Below are 15,842 nucleotides of genomic sequence, written 5' to 3'. Positions count from 1 at the left end.
TGCGAAAAATGAGTGGGAGTAGTTACCCGTATCATTTTATTTTTATTGTTTTTATTAAAGGTTTTATTATGGAAGAAATATTGTCTGCTCTGGTGGGTGCAGTCAATCAGGTTCTTTGGGACTACCTGCTGATTTACGCCTTAATCGGTATCGGCCTGTTTTTTACCCTGTACTTGGGCGCGCCGCAAGTTACCAAATTGGGGGCGGGTTTTAAAGCCGTTTTCGGCGGCTTGTTCAGCAAAAAAGACAAAGACCACGAAGGCAAATCCCTGTCTCAATTTCAAGCGCTTGCCGTGGCGATTTCCGCGCAAATCGGTACCGGTAACGTTGCCGGTGTCGCCACTGCGATTACTGCCGGCGGCCCGGGTGCCATTTTTTGGATGTGGTTGTCTGCCATTTTGGGTATGTCTACCATTTTTGCAGAAGCCGTTTTGGCGCAAAAATACCGCGTGGTCAGCCACGGCAAATACATCGGCGGCCCTGCATTTTACATTACGCATGGTCTGACGCCGAAAATCGGCCGTGGCGCGGCGCGTTTCCTGTCAGGCTTTTTCTCTATCGCCTTGATTATCGCGCTGGGTTTCATCGGTAACGCGACCCAATCCAACTCCATCGCCTCGGCCATGAATTTGGCTTTCGATATTCCTCCGATGGCTGTCGGCATTGCTTTGGCGGTATTCGCCGGCCTGATCATCATCGGTGGCATCAACCGCATTGCCGGTATCGCGCAATTTGTCGTGCCGTTTATGGCGGTGATTTACATCTTGTGCGCGGTGATTATTTTGTTCAAATTCTCCGACCACATCATCCCGATGTTCCACAGTATCTTTGTCGCCGCCTTCAATCCTGAAGCGGTATTGGGTGGTGCGGCCGGTATCGGTATGCGCGAGGCCGTCCGCTTCGGTGTGGCACGCGGCCTGTTTTCCAATGAAGCCGGTATGGGTTCGACCCCGCACGCTCACGCGACCGCCAACGTCAAACACCCTGTACAACAAGGTATGGCCGCGTTTATCGGTATCTTTATCGATACGCTGATGGTCTGCACGGCAACCGCGCTGATTATCCTGCTGACCGATGCCAACCTGTCCGGCGAAACCGGCGCGGCGGTTACCCAACTGGCTTTTAACAAAGCCTTCCCGGGTTTCGGTTCGCAACTGCTCGCCGTCTGTCTGACCTTCTTCGCCTTTACCACCATCATCGGCTGGTACTACTTCGGCGAATCCAATATCCGCTTCCTGTTCCGCGGCAAACACTTGGGCATCTACCGCGCATTGGTTTTGGTGGCCATCGTATTGGGTACATTGGGCAAAGTGGATTTGGTTTGGAGCATGTCCGATATGTTCAACGGCTTTATGGTCTTGCCGAACTTAATCGCCCTCTTCCTGCTACGTAAGGAAATCCGTGCAGTTTACGACGATTATCTAGCGCAAACCAAAGCCGGCAAAGAGTTGACCTACAACTACGAATTCCACGAATTCCACGACAAAAACCCAGGTTAACGACAAACAAAAACCTCTCAGCCAAACTGAGAGGTTTTTTATTTCAGGCCGTCTGAAACTACAACACATAAAAATAAATACTGATAAATTGCGTCAAACTGCCTGCCAAGACAAATAAGTGCCAGATACCGTGTCCGTGGCGGATTTTCGTATCGTTGATAAACCAATAAATCCCCGCGCTATACAATACGCCGCCCAACACCAGCCAAAATAATCCACCGGCCGAAAGCGATTTTATCAGCGGCCATACCGCCACCACAATCAGCCAGCCCATCAACACATAAATCACCATCGACAGCAGCCGCTTCTCGCTTTTGCGCCCAATCGTCAGCTCCTGAACAATGCCCAGCAAAGCCAGCCCCCACGACACGCCGAAAAGCGACCAGCCCCAGCCGCCGTGAAGGGTAATCAGCGTAAACGGCGTATAGCTGCCTGCAATCAAAAGATAAATCATACAATGATCGACCTTTTGCAAAATCGCCTTGGCTTTCGGCTGCGGAATACTGTGGTATAAGGTTGAACCCAAATACAGGAGCAGCAGGCAAACTCCGTAAGTCAGTGCACCGGCAATCCGATAGCCGTCCGCCGATTCCACCGCTTTCACCAGCATCAGCACCAAGGCCGCCACTGCCAATAAGAAACCGGCCAAATGGCTGTACGCATTAAATCTCTCGCCGTGATACATAAACCATTCTCATTTATAAAAGACCAAAGTGTACGCGAAGACAGGCGCTTCGTCAGAGAAATCGGGTTAAAAATAAGTTAAAGCGCAAAGGCCGTCTGAAAAACACGGCCTTGCAATATAACAAAAACATCTTTGCAACAAACAAACCATTCTTTCCCTTTTTCAGACGGCCTCACTAAAGTATCGGCTATCGCCAAGGTTGCAAAGAGAGAAAAAATGTCTATCCAAAACCACCACCTCGACTGGCTCGAAGCCGAGTCTATCTACATTATCCGCGAAGTGATTGCCAACGCCCAAAATCCGGCCTTGCTGTTTTCCGGCGGTAAAGACTCCGTCGTATTGCTGGCGCTTGCCGTCAAAGCCTTCCAAATCGAAGGCCGTCCGCTGAAGCTGCCGTTCAAACTCCTGCACGTCGATACCGGCCAAAACTACCCCGAAGTCATCCGTTTCCGCGACGATACGGTCGCGCGTACCGGCGTACAACTCGTAGTCGGCAGCGTAGAAGAATCCATCCGCAAAGGCAGCGTCGTTTTGCGCCGCGAAACCGATTCACGCAACGCCGCACAAGCCGTTACGCTGGTTGAAACCATCGAAGAACAAGGCTTTGATGCGTTGATGGGCGGTGCACGCCGCGACGAAGAAAAAGCGCGCGCCAAAGAACGCATCTTCTCTTTCCGCGACGAGTTCGGCCAATGGGATCCCAAAAACCAACGTCCTGAATTATGGTCGCTCTACAATACGCGCCTGTTCCAAGGCGAAAACATGCGCGTATTCCCGATTTCCAACTGGACGGAATTAGACATCTGGCAATACATCGCACGCGAAAAACTCGCCCTGCCGCCGATTTATTACACCCACAAACGCGAAGTTGTCGAACGCAACGGCCTGCTCGTTCCCGTTACCCCGTTGACCCCTAAACGCGAAGGCGAAGTTGCCCAAATCCGTGATGTCCGTTTCCGCACCGTCGGCGATATTTCCTGCACCTGCCCTGTTGCCAGCACCGCCGCCACACCCGAAGACATCATTGCCGAAACCGCCGCCGCGACCATTTCCGAACGTAGCGCCACACGCATGGACGACCGCGTATCGGAAGCGGCAATGGAAGAACGCAAAAAACAAGGCTATTTCTAAACCTGTTTTTCAGACGGCACATATATATTTCAAACCCAAACAACACGGCAACGCCATCCGCCCCTGCCGTGTTGTTTGCTTTATTATTCTTGCAAATATCATTTAACAACAAAAGCTTAATTAGAAATCCTTACCAAGCGACAAACAATAAAACATAAACAAACATGGTATAATGAACGCTTACAGGCAGAGATTTAGACAAAAGTCTCAGGCCGTCTGAAGGAGGAAAAACATGAATCGACGCGTTTATATCGTACATGGCTTTGAAGGCAATCCGCACGGCAACTGGTTTGACTGGCTTTGCGCCCAAGTCAAAAGCACCGGCGCACAAGCAATCTCCCTCGCCATGCCCAATCCCGACAAACCAAGCACGACCGCGTGGCAGTTTACCCTTGACCAGCACATCGGCAAGCCCGATGCCCATACCTTCCTAGTCGGCCACAGCCTCGGCTGCATTACCCTCCTTCACTTCCTCAGCCGCCAACAACCGCAAAAAATCGGCGGCCTGTTGCTTGCCGCCGGTTTTGCCGATACGTTGCCTCCCCTGCCCGCACTCGATGCCTACATTAAAGCAGCGTCCCCCGATTTCGACATCCTGCGCAAAATCGACATGCCCAAACACTGCCTGGTTTCCGACAACGACACCCATGTTCCGCCCGAACTGACTCTGGACATGGCGGCCAAACTCAAAAGCCCTGTTACCCATATTCCCGAAGGCGGCCATTTGATGGCTTCGGACGGCTTTACCCAACTGCCGCAGGCTTGGGAAGCGCTGAAACCCATGTTGACCGAATAAACACGCAATATAATTTGGTTTTCAGACGGCCTTGTATGCCTCCCTCCCCATGACAGGCCATCTGAACAACAATAAAAAACAACCTGCCCTTTCAGGCAGGTTGTTTCTTTTTATGTCTCATTGACGGCAAATTTAATATTGCACCGTCCATTCAATCTCGCCGCCTGCCCTCATCGGCACAAGCTCGCCATCTCCGTAAGGCACACTGGCAGGTACGGTTTGCGTTTGTTTGACCAATGTGATGGTATCGGTATTTTCAGGCAGGCCGTAGAAACGCGGGCCGTTTTTAGAAGCAAAGGCTTCCAGTTTGTCCAACGCGTCGGCTTTCTCAAACACTTCGGCATAAAGCTCAATGGCAGTCATCGCGCTGAACATACCGGCGCAACCGCAAGCATTTTCTTTGGCAGTTTTGGCATGTGGCGCAGAATCCGTGCCGAGGAAGAATTTGTGCGCCTTATCGCCGGTAACGGCAACAACCAAAGCCTGACGGTGGGTTTCACGTTTGAGTACAGGCAGGCAGAAATGATGAGGGCGCACGCCGCCGACCAAAAGGTCGTTACGGTTGAGCAGCAAGTGTTGCGGCGTCACGGACGCAGCCACATTATCGCCTGCTTCCAATACCAGTCGGGCTGCTTCGGCAGTGGTGATGTGTTCAAACACGACTTTAAGATTCGGCACTTGCGCCAAAACCGGTTTCATCACGCGCTCGATAAAGGCGGCCTCACGGTCGAAAATATCAATTTCAGGATCAGTGACTTCGCCGTGAACCAAGAACAAAATACCCTGTTTCGCCATTTCTTCCAACACGGGAATCAGTTTGAACAGGTCGGTTACGCCGGAATCGGAATTGGTGGTCGCGCCTGCCGGATAGAGTTTGAAAGCCACAATACCGGCAGCCTTGGCTTCGCGCACGAGTTCGGGAGTGGCATTGTCGGTCAAATAAAGCGTCATCAACGGCTGGAAGGTACTGCCTTCAGGCAGGGCGGCCATAATGCGCTCTTTGTATGCTTGAGCATCGGCAACGCTGACAACGGGCGGCTTCAGGTTGGGCATGATAACCGCGCGGCCCATTTGTCGGGCGGTGTATGGGGCAACGGCTTTGAGCGCGTCGCCATCGCGCAGGTGTAAGTGCATATCGTCGGGGCGGATGATGGTCAGGGTTTGCATAGCTTACTTTCGAGTGGTTTGGTTTGATAATGTTTCAGACGGCCTTTATTCGGCGGTAACGGTTTCTATTAATTTGATGTTTCAATCGTCAACCGGCCTAAGGCAAAACGGCGGCCTTATTGTCGTAAGAATGATGAGTCAGATAAAAAACAGCCTGTACCGGAAAATACTCGGACGACGTTGTTTTGACGGTCAGCAAGGTTTCTTTCGGACTGCCGGACGCGCGCCATGCGTAGGAAATCTGACGCATAGGCAACGGGATTTCCGCCAAATTATCGGCACGCAACTCAGCGTTCAAACCTTGCGGCGGATTTTCTGACAAAGCCAAAAATTGTTTGAAAATCAGATGGTCGTCGGCTTTAGCCGTGCGCACGCTGCAACTGTCTTCGGTCAGGCTCAAATAATAATCCGCGCCGTTTACCGTTTTCTTCCAAATGCTTAATGCCTCCCAATCCATCATTCCGGCAGGCAAATCGGCAATATCTTTTTTCGACAATAAAACCAGTTTGTTGGCATTGGCAAACTCGCCGACAAGGGCGGCATCGCCGTCTGCGACCACGCAGCTTTGGCGGAACAAGTCGGTTACATTTTGGGCATAATCGGCAGCGTTCTGCGGCAAAACGCCTTCATTACCGCATGCACTCAGGCAGACGGCCAATACGGCGGCAGACAACGCGACGGCTTTAGACATTTCAGACGGCCTTTATTTGTGCTTCAACACCAGCTTGAACACGCCGTCGGCCTCGCTCGATTCCAGCAAAACATGCCCGGTCTGACGGCAAAACGCTTCAAAATCGCCGGGCGCGCCGCCATCAGTAGCCAATACGGTCAGCACTTCGCCTTCCTGCATTTGTGACAAAGCTTTTTTGGCACGCAAAATCGGCAACGGGCATTTCAAACCGATGACATCCAGAGTTTGTGTATTCATAAGGCTCCATAGGTGTATTGGGGTTAAGTTTTATTGCCGCGTTACCAACAGCGGCACAACTATTCAGCTATAACTAACGCAATGATAAATTTAACTTTTAACTATTTTAGAGAATTCAGCATTTTTAATGTAAAAGAAATTTTTTTGCGGTATTTTGTGAATTTTCAGAAATATATTTTTCAATCAATATGGCTGTTTCTGCAAAATACTCAGTAGATGTTTCAAATTCTCTTGTTTGCTGCATCTTTGTGAAAGCAATGTAAAACATAAAAAATTCTGTCAGGCTATTACTCAACTGATAAAAATCTGGGTCTCCTGGTCTTCCTGCATATACAGGAGACATTAAATGAGTTATATCGCAAAAAATAATGGCATCACTATCTGTACAAGCAAAAATTTGATATTTCCCATCTATAAATTCTTCATAATCTTGCAAAGCCCAATGTTCGACTGTTGTAAATTCGGAATGTAAAGGCAGCAATATTATATTGAAATTACTATTTTCAAAATAACAATCTCCCTTCATTTGGACATGCTGATAATAATATAAAAGCTCCCCTTGAAAAGATAAGGATGAAATATCCAGCTCTTCAAATGAAAATTCTAATTTATTTGAAGGAAATGGGGTTGTTCTTGAATACAGCTCTATTAACTCACTTAGTACATTGTCTAATTTCATATTTTCCCCTTAGCATTTATCTTGTTATCGATTTAATCGCTGTTTCAAAGCTGCTTTGAGATCGATTAACCTTCCTGTATTTTTACCGCTATGTCCTTAGTATGAAAACTCGTCATATTAATCAGAATTAACGCCAATTATACCGCACTTACTTGCACCCCACCCTGCAAGCCCATAAAATAAAGCCGTTTTTCACTTTGGAGCTGTCTATGCGCCGTTTTGCCCTTCTCGCTCTCAGCCTTGCCGCGACTCAAGCATTTGCTTTGGGTTTCAGCCAAAAGGATACGCTGACCAACACGCGTTATCAGGAAAGCCCTGAAGAAGTTGCCGCACGCGAATTTAAAGAACACAAAGCCGAGTTGCCGCCCTTGCCCGATACACAATCGGGTGATTGGTTCGACCTCTACGTCAACGAAACCTACGGCAAGCAGCCCAAAATCCTGCTCAGCAGCCTGCAAATCATGCCTGCGCCTGACAACAGCATCCGCTATGTCTTGAATGTGCGCTCCGACAAAGGCTACGACAACCTCTCCGTCGAAGGCCTCTATTGCGCCCGCACGTCCTTTACTTACAGCAACGACAAGCGTTCGTCTTACAAAGTATTCGCTTACGGCGACACAGTAAACCACCGCTGGATCGAGCCGCGCAAAGGCGATTGGAAGCTGATCGGCAATGCGTTCAGCCGCAACGACGCCCTGCACACCGCCCTGTATCAGGCATTCTGTATCGACGGTATGCCGACAACGGTTGAAGGCTTGGTACAACGTTTGAAAGAACGCGGCGGCCGTCACGGCACAACACTGACCAACCACGACAAATAAACTGCTTTAATCAACAAAAAGGCCGTCTGAAATTTTTCAGACGGCCTTGTCTTTCAAGACGGCTTAGAATTTGTGATACAGGCCCACGGAAGCGGCTTTTTGTTCAACGCCGCCTTTGTTGGCTGCAGTCAGACGGGTTTTGTTGCCGACTTTCAGATACGCCAGTTGGGCATTGATGCCGGTGCGTTTGCTGAAGGTGTATTGGCCGCCGACAACGACTTGGTCGAATTTATCCACCAATTTCTCGCCACTGTTCACGCCCTTGGCAGGCCAGCCGTGTGCGTAAGTAATGCGTGGGGTCACGTTGCCGAATTTGTAGCCGACAGTTACCGCTGCATCAACTACTTTTACGGCTTCAGATTTGCCTGTATCGACAGTAATGTCACTACCCTTGTACTCATTAAAACCATCGGTGAAATAGCCTAAATATTCGTTGCCTGTCTCATGGCCTTTGGCATAGTGTACGCCGCCGCCGACAAAGAGATTGTCTTTATCGTAATAAGTTTCGACTTTGGCGATTTGCGCCGCTTTGATTTTGCCTGATTTGTCGGTGTACGCGCCGTTGTAGTGGCCGTAAGCCGCATTGGCGGTAAAGCCGTTTTTAGAGAAGCTCACGCCGCCGGTGTATTGGTCTTTGGCCGCTTGGGTGTGCGTGTATTTGTCTGAAGGATTGCGGTTGTCGCGTGGTGCGTAAGACACGTTGAATTTGAATCCGCCGAAATCCGGGCTGTCATAGCGTACAGCGGCGTTACGGTTGCCGGTACGGGTAAAGATGCCCAAGCCTGCGGCATTGGTTTTGTACATCCATGGATCGATGGTGTCCATTTCATTCAGCATATTGCTGAGTTTACCGGCGCGAATCTTACCGAAGTTACCTTGCAGGCCGATGAAGGAGTCTCGAGTGGCAAAACCTTGGGAACCACCGGTAATGGCCGTTTTTTGTTCAACTTGCCAGATGGCTTTCAAATCGCCGCCCAAGTTCTCGCTGCCTTTGAAACCGATACGGGAAGTATTGTCATTGATGCTGGTTGCGGTAGAGCTGGTTTCAGAACCTGCATCACCTTTGATTTTTACTTGACCGACGGTCACGCTGCTTTTGATTTGACCATACAGAATCACTTCTGCAGATGCAGCCAGTGGCAAACCGGCAATAACCAAAGCGATAATCGATTTTTTCATTATTCTCTCCAAAACAAAGTTAAAATCTCGTGAAAACACGTTTAGCAATATTAATGTTTTCCAACGCTACAAACAACTACTTTCATCTTGAGAAACACTTTTATTCATTAGAGTTTAGACTTTTTACAACATTCTCAAATAAAACAGGCCGTCTGAAAGAAATTTCAGACGGCCTCTCCTATTCAAAGTTACAACAAGGACAATCATCCCTCTTATTGCAATCATTTAATCAAAAATGATTGCTTGATAAATGTTTGCCATATATCAACCCAATATTCCCAAATTGCCACTATCATTAACTTACTTCTTATAAAGAAGTTTTTTTATATCAATAATTTATTTGGTATAAATTTTTCCTTTTACCTAATATAAATAAATAGGAGCCTTTATGTTAAACAAACATCTCTTTTTATCTTTGCTAATGGCTGTCTCTACTGCAGCGGTGTCCGCCGAAACCCATCATGCACATTGGTCTTACACAGGTGAAAACGATGCTGCACACTGGGGCGACTTGAGTGAAGACTTTGCCGTCTGCAAAACAGGCAAACAGCAATCTCCAGTGGACTTCTCCACAACAAAAGCAGTAAAAGGCAAACAACCGGCATACCGTTACAACGTCGCCGACTACAAAGTAGAAAATAACGGCCACACCCTTCAAGCCACGCCGCAAGGCAAGGCCCAAACCATCGTGATTAACGGTAAAACCTATACCTTCAAACAATTCCACTTCCATACGCCGAGCGAACATACTTTCAAAGGCAAACATTTTCCAATGGAAGCGCATTTCGTTCATCAAGCCGAAGACGGCACTTTGGCGGTCATCGGCTCTGTATTTAAACCGGGCAAAAACAACCCTGCCTTGTCCGCGCTCACTGCCAAAAAACTGAAAGCGGGCGAATCCGTAACGTTGAAAAACTTGAATATCCAAGCCCTGCTGCCTAAAGATAGCAAGTCCTTCCAACTGAAAGGCTCGCTGACAACACCGCCTTGCAGCGAAAACGTGACTTGGGTTGTCTTAAAAACTCCGGTTCAGGCAGATGCGGCGCAGTTTAAAGCCATGCGCGATATTATCGGCGGCGAAAACAACCGTCCCGTACAACCTTTGAACGACCGCGAAGTCAATGAAGACAAATAACTTCTAAGGCCGTCTGAAAACAAAAAAAGCACCCAGAAACGGGTGCTTTTTCAATCACATCAATCAGGCTTTTTTGTTACCCAACGCGGCTTTCACAAACGCGCTGAACAAAGGATGGCCTTTGCGCGGATTGGAAGTAAATTCCGGATGGAACTGACACGCGAAGAACCAAGGATGATTTGGCAATTCGATGGTTTCAACCAAACGCTCGCGGCCTGCGGATACGCCGCCGATGACCAAACCGGCTTTTTCCAACTGAGGAACATAGTTATTATTGACCTCGTAGCGGTGGCGATGACGTTCGCGGATATGTTCGCTGCCGTAGATTTTTGCCGCAAGGCTGCCTGGTTTGAGGTCAACTTCTTGCGCACCCAAACGCATGGTACCGCCCAAATCGGCAGATTCGTCGCGGGTTTCTACGCTGCCGTCTGCAGTTTGCCATTCGTCAATCAGGGCAACGACAGGCGCGGCGCATTTCAAGTCAAACTCGGTAGAGTTCGCACCTTTCAAGCCTGCAACATCGCGGGCGTATTCGATCAGGGCAATTTGCATGCCCAAGCAGATGCCCAAGTATGGTACGTTGTTTTCACGTGCATAACGTACGGCGGCAATTTTGCCTTCTACGCCGCGTGAACCGAAGCCGCCCGGCACCAAAATCGCATCCATGTCTTTGAGCATGGAAACGTCGCCATTGCCCTTCTCGATGCTTTCACTGTCGACAAAGGTAATTTGTACGTCGGTTTCAGTATGAATACCGGCGTGTTTCAGGGCTTCGATCAGCGATTTGTAGGACTCGGTCAAATCAACGTATTTGCCGACCATTGCGATTTTGACGGTGTGTTTCGGATTTTGAATCGCGTGAACGATTTTCTTCCATTCGGTCAAATCGGCTTGTTTGACATTCAGTTGAAGCTGCTCGGTAATAATGCTGTCGATACCTTGGTTGTGCAGCATTTCCGGGCATTCGTAAATGCTGTCCACATCGTAGCTGCCCACGATGGCACGTTCTTCAACGTTACAGAACAAAGCAATCTTACGGCGCTCGTCCGCAGGCATTTCTCTGTCCATACGGCAGATTAGGATGTCCGGTTGCAAACCAATGCTCAACATTTCTTTAACGGTATGCTGGGTCGGTTTGGTTTTGATTTCGCCGGCAGCGGCAATGTAAGGAACATAGCTCAGGTGGGCAAACAATGTATTGTTGCGGCCGAGCTGGCTGCGCATTTGACGGATGGCTTCCAAGAAAGGCAACGATTCGATATCGCCGACTGTACCGCCGATTTCGACAATCGCCACATCATAACCGGCCGCGCCTTCATGGATACGGCGTTTGATTTCATCGGTAATGTGCGGAATCACTTGTACAGTACCGCCCAAATAGTCGCCGCGACGCTCTTTAGCAATCACGTTTTCATAGACTTGGCCGGTACTGAAGCTGTTGCGGCGGGTCATGGTGGCGTTAATGAAACGCTCGTAGTGACCGAGGTCGAGGTCGGTTTCCGCGCCGTCATCGGTCACAAATACTTCACCGTGTTGAAACGGGCTCATGGTACCCGGGTCAACGTTGATATACGGGTCGAGTTTAAGCATGGTCACGTTCAAGCCACGCGACTCGAGAATAGTAGCAATAGAAGCGGCGGCGATACCTTTACCCAAAGAAGATACAACGCCGCCGGTTACGAAAATAAATTTAGTCATGATGTGATACCCATGTTGGAATGTGTGATTTTAACTTGAAGCAGCATATTCTGGCAAACGGCAAAAGCTTCAGGCCGTCTGAAAACAGCGTTTTCAGACGGCCTTATCATACTAATTCTATATATCAGCGCAACTCGCGGCGCAGGATTTTGCCAACGTTGGATTTTGGCAACTCGTCGCGGAATTCGATGTCTTTCGGCACTTTATAAGCAGTCAGCTCTTTACGGCAGAAATCGATCAGTTCTTCCTTGGTCAAAGACGGATCTTTGCGTACGACGAAGACCTTAATCGCTTCGCCGGTTTTCTCACTTTTCACGCCGATACAGGCGACTTCCAAGACTTTGTCGTTGCTGGCCACCACTTCTTCGATTTCGTTCGGATACACATTGAAGCCGGATACCACAATCAAATCTTTTTTGCGGTCCACCAGCTTCAGCCAGCCTTTTTCATCCATCACGGCAATGTCGCCGGTCTCTAAAAAGCCACGTGCATCGATTGCTTTGGCGGTTTCTTCAGGACGGTTCCAATAGCCTTTCATCACTTGCGGACCGCGTACCCACAATTCGCCCGGCTGTCCGATAGGCACTTCTTTGCCGTCCGCATCGCGTAATTCGACTTCGGTCGAAGGAACCGGCAAACCGATATCGCCGCTGTAAGCCTCGATATTCAAAGGATTGCAACATACGCCAGGGCTAGCTTCGGTCAAACCGTAAGCATCCACAATCGGCGTACCGGTGATTTTTTTCCATTTTTCCGCAACGGCTTTTTGCGTTGCCATACCGCCGCCAACCGTCAGTTTCAAAGAAGAAAAATCGATTTCGGCAAAATCAGGACGGTTGACCATCGCATTAAACAAAGTGTTTACGCCGACAAATACGCTAATACGCTCTTTTTTCAATTCAGCAATAAAGCCTTTCATGTCGCGCGGGTTGGTAATCAGGATGATTTTTGAACCTGTATTCGCAAAAATCATCAGGTTTATCGTCAACGCAAAAATATGGTACAGCGGCAAAGCGGCGATGACGGTTTCTTTGCCTTCGCTCAGTTGGAATTTAATCCATTCTTTTGCCTGCAACATATTGGCGCAAATATTGCCGTGACTGAGGACGGCGCCTTTCGCCAAACCGGTCGTACCACCTGTATATTGCAGCAAGGCAGTATCGTCGCGCGTCAACTCGACTGGTTTGAACGTATTTGCCGCACCTTGCTTCAAGGCCGTCTGAAAAGTCACGGTATTGGGAATACGGTATTCCGGCACCATTTTTTTCACTTTGCGGATGACGAAGTTCATCAACGCGCCTTTAATCATGCCGAACATCTCACCGACTGACGCGACAATCACATGTTTGATTTGTGTACGCGGCAACACCAACTCCAACGTATTGGCAAAGTTCTCCAACACGACAATCGTTGTCGCACCGCTGTCTTTCAACTGATGTTCCAACTCGCGCGGCGTATAAAGCGGATTCGTATTCACTGCCACCAAACCTGCCTGCAAAATACCGAAAAGCGCAATCGGATATTGCAAAACGTTCGGCATCATAATCGCCACACGCTCGCCGCGCGGCAGTTTCAATACGTTTTGCAGGTAAGATGCAAAATCAGTCGCCAACTTGCCCACTTCGGCATAAGTCAGCGTTTTGCCCATGTTTTGAAAAGCAGGTTTATCCGAAAATTTCTCAACACTTTGACGGAATACGTCGCTGATGGAGCTGTATTGCGAAATATCGATTTCGGGGTTGACACCTTGTTCGTAGCTTTTGAGCCAGAGTTTTTCCATATTGATCAGTCTTTTATTTAGTCGTTTTTTGAAATCAAGGCCATCTGAAAGGCTTTATTCAATCTGCCGCTTCGTTTTCAGACGGCCCTTTTATTAAGCAGTAATAATGACAGGCTTGTCGGTGGACATAATGATACCGCCACCCAAGCACACATCGCCGTCGTACAGTACCGCAGATTGTCCGGGGGTTACCGCCCATTGCGGCTCATCAAAGACAAGCTCAATGGTTTCATCATCCAAGTAACGCAACGTGCAAGGCGCGTCAGCCATACGGTAGCGCGTTTTGCAGGTATAGCGCCCTTCTTTTGGACGTTCGGGCAATGTGAAACTCAAATCGTTCATAATCAGGCTTTGCGTATAAAGCAAAGGATGGTCATGACCTTGGACGACAATCAGTTCGTTTTTGGTCAAATCCTTGGCCGCAACAAACCATGGCTCGCCTGCGCCGCCGATACCCAAGCCTTTGCGTTGGCCCAGCGTGTAAAACATCAGGCCGACGTGTTCGCCGACTACTTTGCCTTCAGGGGTCACCATTTTGCCATTATTGGTCGGCAGGTATTTTTGCAGAAATTCGCGGAACGGGCGTTCGCCGATAAAGCAGATGCCGGTACTGTCTTTTTTGGTTGCAGTCGGTAATTTAAATTCTTTGGCAAGACGGCGGACTTCAGGCTTCTCCAACTCGCCCAATGGGAAAATCGCGCGCTCGAGTTGGAAAGGCTTGAGGCGGTACAGAAAATAGCTTTGGTCTTTGTTTTGATCCAAGCCTTTGAGCAGGTAATGCACGCCGTTGCGAACTTCTTTGCGGGCATAGTGTCCGGTGGCAATGGTATCGGCGCCCTGCTCTATGGCATAGTCCAAAAAGCATTTAAATTTGATTTCGGCATTGCACAAGACATCCGGGTTTGGCGTGCGACCTGCGCTGTATTCTTTGAGGAAATAGGCAAATACATTGTCTTTATATTGCGCGGCAAAATTGACGATGTCGATATCGATACCGATGATATCGGCAACGGCAATGGCATCAAAGGAGTCTTGTTTAATGCTGCAATATTCGTCGTTGTCGTCATCTTCCCAGTTCTGCATGAACACGCCGCTGATTTGATGGCCTTGCTGTTTGAGCAGGGCCGCGGTAACGGAGGAATCGACGCCGCCGGAAAGGCCGACGATGATGTTTGTTGGTGTGCTGGTAGTATTCATGAGGGGAATGTGGGTTTCAAATACATTTTTTAAAGCGTGATTTTAGCACATTTTGATTTGACGACAGAAAAGGCCGTCTGCAAGCCCAATGACTTTCAGACGGCCTTTATATGCAAATTCAAGCAATTAGTGCTGATGTGCGCCACCGTGTGCGCCGTGATCGTGCTGCATTTCGGCTTTAGGCGCGGTTTTCACTTCCAGCTCGACAGTTTGAGGTTTGGCGTTTTTGAATTTCAGGGTTACAGGCACTTTTTCGCCTTCTTTCAATTGTTTTTTCAGACCCATAAACATAACGTGGTAGCTGCCCGGTTTCAGCTCGGTTACGCCTTTTGCAGCCAAAGGCACGCCGCCTTTAACTTCGCGCATACGCATAACACCGTTGTCGTTAATATGGGTGTGTACTTCAACGCGTTCTGCAACAGGGCTGCTGCCGCCTACCAAGAAGTCTTGTTTGGCTTCATCGTTTTGGATTTTCATGAATGCGCCACCCATTTTCATACCCTCGACAGTGGCACGTGCCCAACCGTCTTCAATATGGATACCGGCTGCAGATACGGAAGTTGCCAAGCCTGCCAGAATCAGGGTTGCCATTAATTTTTTCATGTTTTGCTCCTTGTGTTTGCCAAATGGCTGGGATATACGGCCTTCATCTTACAACCAAAGGCCGTCTGAAAACTTTGATATAGATTAATTAATACTATCTAATCCTAACGAATTACCATATTACCACATTTTTAAGCAGTTAATGCAATAATCCAAACAATAAATAACATGAACAAAGCCATCAGTTGCGCGGCCGAGCCGGCATCTTTGGCACGCTTGGCCAGCTCGTGTTTTTCAGTAGAGGTATGGTCAACAGCTGCTTCGACGGCGGTATTAAACAATTCGGTAATCAATGAAACAAACGATGCAGCAACAAGCACCATTTTAATGGCCGATCCGAAATCAAGGAACAAAGCCAAGACAATTAAAATCAGGTTCAACCAAAAAACTTGGCGAAATGCGCTTTCATAACGGTACGCGGCAGCCAGTCCGTCTTTGGAATAACCAAACGCATTGATAATGCGCTTAATGCCGTTTTTACCTTTTTTTTCAGATGCGTAGGAGGATGGTTCCATCATATTCTCAACATAAAAAGGCCGTCTGA

General features: G+C 48.6%; 16 protein-coding genes. 5 read left to right on the top strand and 11 right to left on the bottom strand.

The genetic code is table 11. The annotated features are described in order from the left end of the window. Window positions 1-68 precede the first annotated feature (68 nt). A complete protein-coding gene (locus ACTHTY_RS01145) occupies window positions 69-1,499 on the top strand; it encodes an alanine/glycine:cation symporter family protein (RefSeq protein WP_107697005.1) in 1,431 nt (476 codons plus the stop codon). A gap of 58 nt (window positions 1,500-1,557) precedes the next feature. Here the strand turns inward: ACTHTY_RS01145 and trhA are convergent, their stop codons facing one another. Then, complete coding sequence (gene trhA, locus ACTHTY_RS01140; RefSeq protein ID WP_440366201.1) at window positions 1,558-2,184, bottom strand: PAQR family membrane homeostasis protein TrhA; 627 nt, start codon at window positions 2,182-2,184, stop codon at window positions 1,558-1,560. Between the two features lie 189 nt (window positions 2,185-2,373). Between trhA and cysD the strand changes: the two genes are divergently transcribed. Continuing rightward, entirely contained in the window at window positions 2,374-3,315 is a 942-nt protein-coding gene (cysD, locus tag ACTHTY_RS01135; protein WP_440366469.1) for a sulfate adenylyltransferase subunit CysD, read from the top strand. Between the two features lie 232 nt (window positions 3,316-3,547). Continuing rightward, a complete protein-coding gene (locus ACTHTY_RS01130; protein WP_003681918.1) occupies window positions 3,548-4,111 on the top strand; it encodes an RBBP9/YdeN family alpha/beta hydrolase in 564 nt (187 codons plus the stop codon). Between the two features lie 132 nt (window positions 4,112-4,243). Here the strand turns inward: ACTHTY_RS01130 and pyrC are convergent, their stop codons facing one another. From pyrC to ACTHTY_RS01110, 4 genes are all read right to left on the bottom strand, one after another. After that, entirely contained in the window at window positions 4,244-5,278 is a 1,035-nt protein-coding gene (pyrC, locus tag ACTHTY_RS01125) for a dihydroorotase (RefSeq protein WP_440366200.1), read from the bottom strand. 97 nt (window positions 5,279-5,375) lie between these two features. Further along, window positions 5,376-5,969 (bottom strand): NMCC_0638 family (lipo)protein, encoded by a 594-nt coding sequence (locus ACTHTY_RS01120; RefSeq protein WP_440366199.1) that lies wholly within the window; start codon window positions 5,967-5,969, stop codon window positions 5,376-5,378. Window positions 5,970-5,981: 12 nt separating this feature from the next. Beyond that, on the bottom strand, window positions 5,982-6,206 hold the full coding sequence (locus ACTHTY_RS01115; protein WP_440366198.1) for a sulfurtransferase TusA family protein: 225 nt from the start codon (window positions 6,204-6,206) through the stop codon (window positions 5,982-5,984). Between the two features lie 124 nt (window positions 6,207-6,330). Continuing rightward, the gene (locus ACTHTY_RS01110) at window positions 6,331-6,885 is read right to left on the bottom strand and encodes a hypothetical protein (protein ID WP_440366197.1); all 555 of its coding nucleotides are present in this window, start codon (window positions 6,883-6,885) and stop codon (window positions 6,331-6,333) included. 209 nt (window positions 6,886-7,094) lie between these two features. Between ACTHTY_RS01110 and ACTHTY_RS01105 the strand changes: the two genes are divergently transcribed. Continuing rightward, entirely contained in the window at window positions 7,095-7,706 is a 612-nt protein-coding gene (locus tag ACTHTY_RS01105; RefSeq protein WP_063067910.1) for a CNP1-like family protein, read from the top strand. 63 nt (window positions 7,707-7,769) lie between these two features. Here the strand turns inward: ACTHTY_RS01105 and ACTHTY_RS01100 are convergent, their stop codons facing one another. Beyond that, the gene (locus ACTHTY_RS01100; protein ID WP_440366196.1) at window positions 7,770-8,885 is read right to left on the bottom strand and encodes a porin; all 1,116 of its coding nucleotides are present in this window, start codon (window positions 8,883-8,885) and stop codon (window positions 7,770-7,772) included. 388 nt (window positions 8,886-9,273) lie between these two features. Between ACTHTY_RS01100 and ACTHTY_RS01095 the strand changes: the two genes are divergently transcribed. Continuing rightward, window positions 9,274-10,020, top strand: a complete 747-nt coding sequence (locus tag ACTHTY_RS01095) for a carbonic anhydrase (RefSeq protein WP_440366195.1) — start codon at window positions 9,274-9,276, stop codon at window positions 10,018-10,020. Window positions 10,021-10,083: 63 nt separating this feature from the next. Here ACTHTY_RS01095 and ACTHTY_RS01090 read toward each other — a convergent pair whose 3' ends face one another. The 5 genes from ACTHTY_RS01090 to ACTHTY_RS01070 form a co-directional block, all read right to left on the bottom strand. Continuing rightward, a complete protein-coding gene (locus ACTHTY_RS01090; RefSeq protein WP_004519451.1) occupies window positions 10,084-11,718 on the bottom strand; it encodes a CTP synthase in 1,635 nt (544 codons plus the stop codon). A 124-nt stretch (window positions 11,719-11,842) separates the two neighbouring features. Next, window positions 11,843-13,498: an AMP-binding protein gene (locus ACTHTY_RS01085; RefSeq protein ID WP_440366194.1), complete on the bottom strand. Its 1,656-nt coding sequence runs from the start codon at window positions 13,496-13,498 to the stop codon at window positions 11,843-11,845. Window positions 13,499-13,591: 93 nt separating this feature from the next. Next, window positions 13,592-14,695, bottom strand: a complete 1,104-nt coding sequence (gene mnmA / locus ACTHTY_RS01080) for a tRNA 2-thiouridine(34) synthase MnmA (RefSeq protein WP_440366193.1) — start codon at window positions 14,693-14,695, stop codon at window positions 13,592-13,594. Between the two features lie 126 nt (window positions 14,696-14,821). Further along, window positions 14,822-15,298, bottom strand: a complete 477-nt coding sequence (locus tag ACTHTY_RS01075) for a copper chaperone PCu(A)C (protein WP_004519448.1) — start codon at window positions 15,296-15,298, stop codon at window positions 14,822-14,824. A gap of 131 nt (window positions 15,299-15,429) precedes the next feature. After that, window positions 15,430-15,813 carry a diacylglycerol kinase gene (locus tag ACTHTY_RS01070; RefSeq protein ID WP_440366468.1) on the bottom strand — a complete coding sequence of 128 codons (384 nt, stop codon included), beginning with the start codon at window positions 15,811-15,813 and terminating at the stop codon, window positions 15,430-15,432. Window positions 15,814-15,842 lie beyond the last annotated feature (29 nt).

Origin of the sequence: Neisseria sp. P0019.S002 (assembly GCF_051957155.1) — a bacterium.
GTDB lineage: Bacteria > Pseudomonadota > Gammaproteobacteria > Burkholderiales > Neisseriaceae > Neisseria > Neisseria perflava.
The sequence above is the reverse complement of the archived record's forward strand: the minus strand, read 5'-3'. Positions and strand labels throughout refer to the sequence as shown.

Coding starts and splice junctions, on each gene's coding strand:
- ACTHTY_RS01145 (WP_107697005.1), top strand. CDS start 69: ATGGAAGAAATATTGTCTGCTCTGGTGGGTGCAGTCAATCAGGTTCTT.
- trhA (WP_440366201.1), bottom strand. CDS start 2,184: ATGTATCACGGCGAGAGATTTAATGCGTACAGCCATTTGGCCGGTTTC.
- ACTHTY_RS01130 (WP_003681918.1), top strand. CDS start 3,548: ATGAATCGACGCGTTTATATCGTACATGGCTTTGAAGGCAATCCGCAC.
- pyrC (WP_440366200.1), bottom strand. CDS start 5,278: ATGCAAACCCTGACCATCATCCGCCCCGACGATATGCACTTACACCTG.
- ACTHTY_RS01120 (WP_440366199.1), bottom strand. CDS start 5,969: ATGTCTAAAGCCGTCGCGTTGTCTGCCGCCGTATTGGCCGTCTGCCTG.
- ACTHTY_RS01115 (WP_440366198.1), bottom strand. CDS start 6,206: ATGAATACACAAACTCTGGATGTCATCGGTTTGAAATGCCCGTTGCCG.
- ACTHTY_RS01110 (WP_440366197.1), bottom strand. CDS start 6,885: ATGAAATTAGACAATGTACTAAGTGAGTTAATAGAGCTGTATTCAAGA.
- ACTHTY_RS01105 (WP_063067910.1), top strand. CDS start 7,095: ATGCGCCGTTTTGCCCTTCTCGCTCTCAGCCTTGCCGCGACTCAAGCA.
- ACTHTY_RS01100 (WP_440366196.1), bottom strand. CDS start 8,885: ATGAAAAAATCGATTATCGCTTTGGTTATTGCCGGTTTGCCACTGGCT.
- ACTHTY_RS01095 (WP_440366195.1), top strand. CDS start 9,274: ATGTTAAACAAACATCTCTTTTTATCTTTGCTAATGGCTGTCTCTACT.
- ACTHTY_RS01090 (WP_004519451.1), bottom strand. CDS start 11,718: ATGACTAAATTTATTTTCGTAACCGGCGGCGTTGTATCTTCTTTGGGT.
- ACTHTY_RS01085 (WP_440366194.1), bottom strand. CDS start 13,498: ATGGAAAAACTCTGGCTCAAAAGCTACGAACAAGGTGTCAACCCCGAA.
- mnmA (WP_440366193.1), bottom strand. CDS start 14,695: ATGAATACTACCAGCACACCAACAAACATCATCGTCGGCCTTTCCGGC.
- ACTHTY_RS01075 (WP_004519448.1), bottom strand. CDS start 15,298: ATGAAAAAATTAATGGCAACCCTGATTCTGGCAGGCTTGGCAACTTCC.
- ACTHTY_RS01070 (WP_440366468.1), bottom strand. CDS start 15,813: ATGGAACCATCCTCCTACGCATCTGAAAAAAAAGGTAAAAACGGCATT.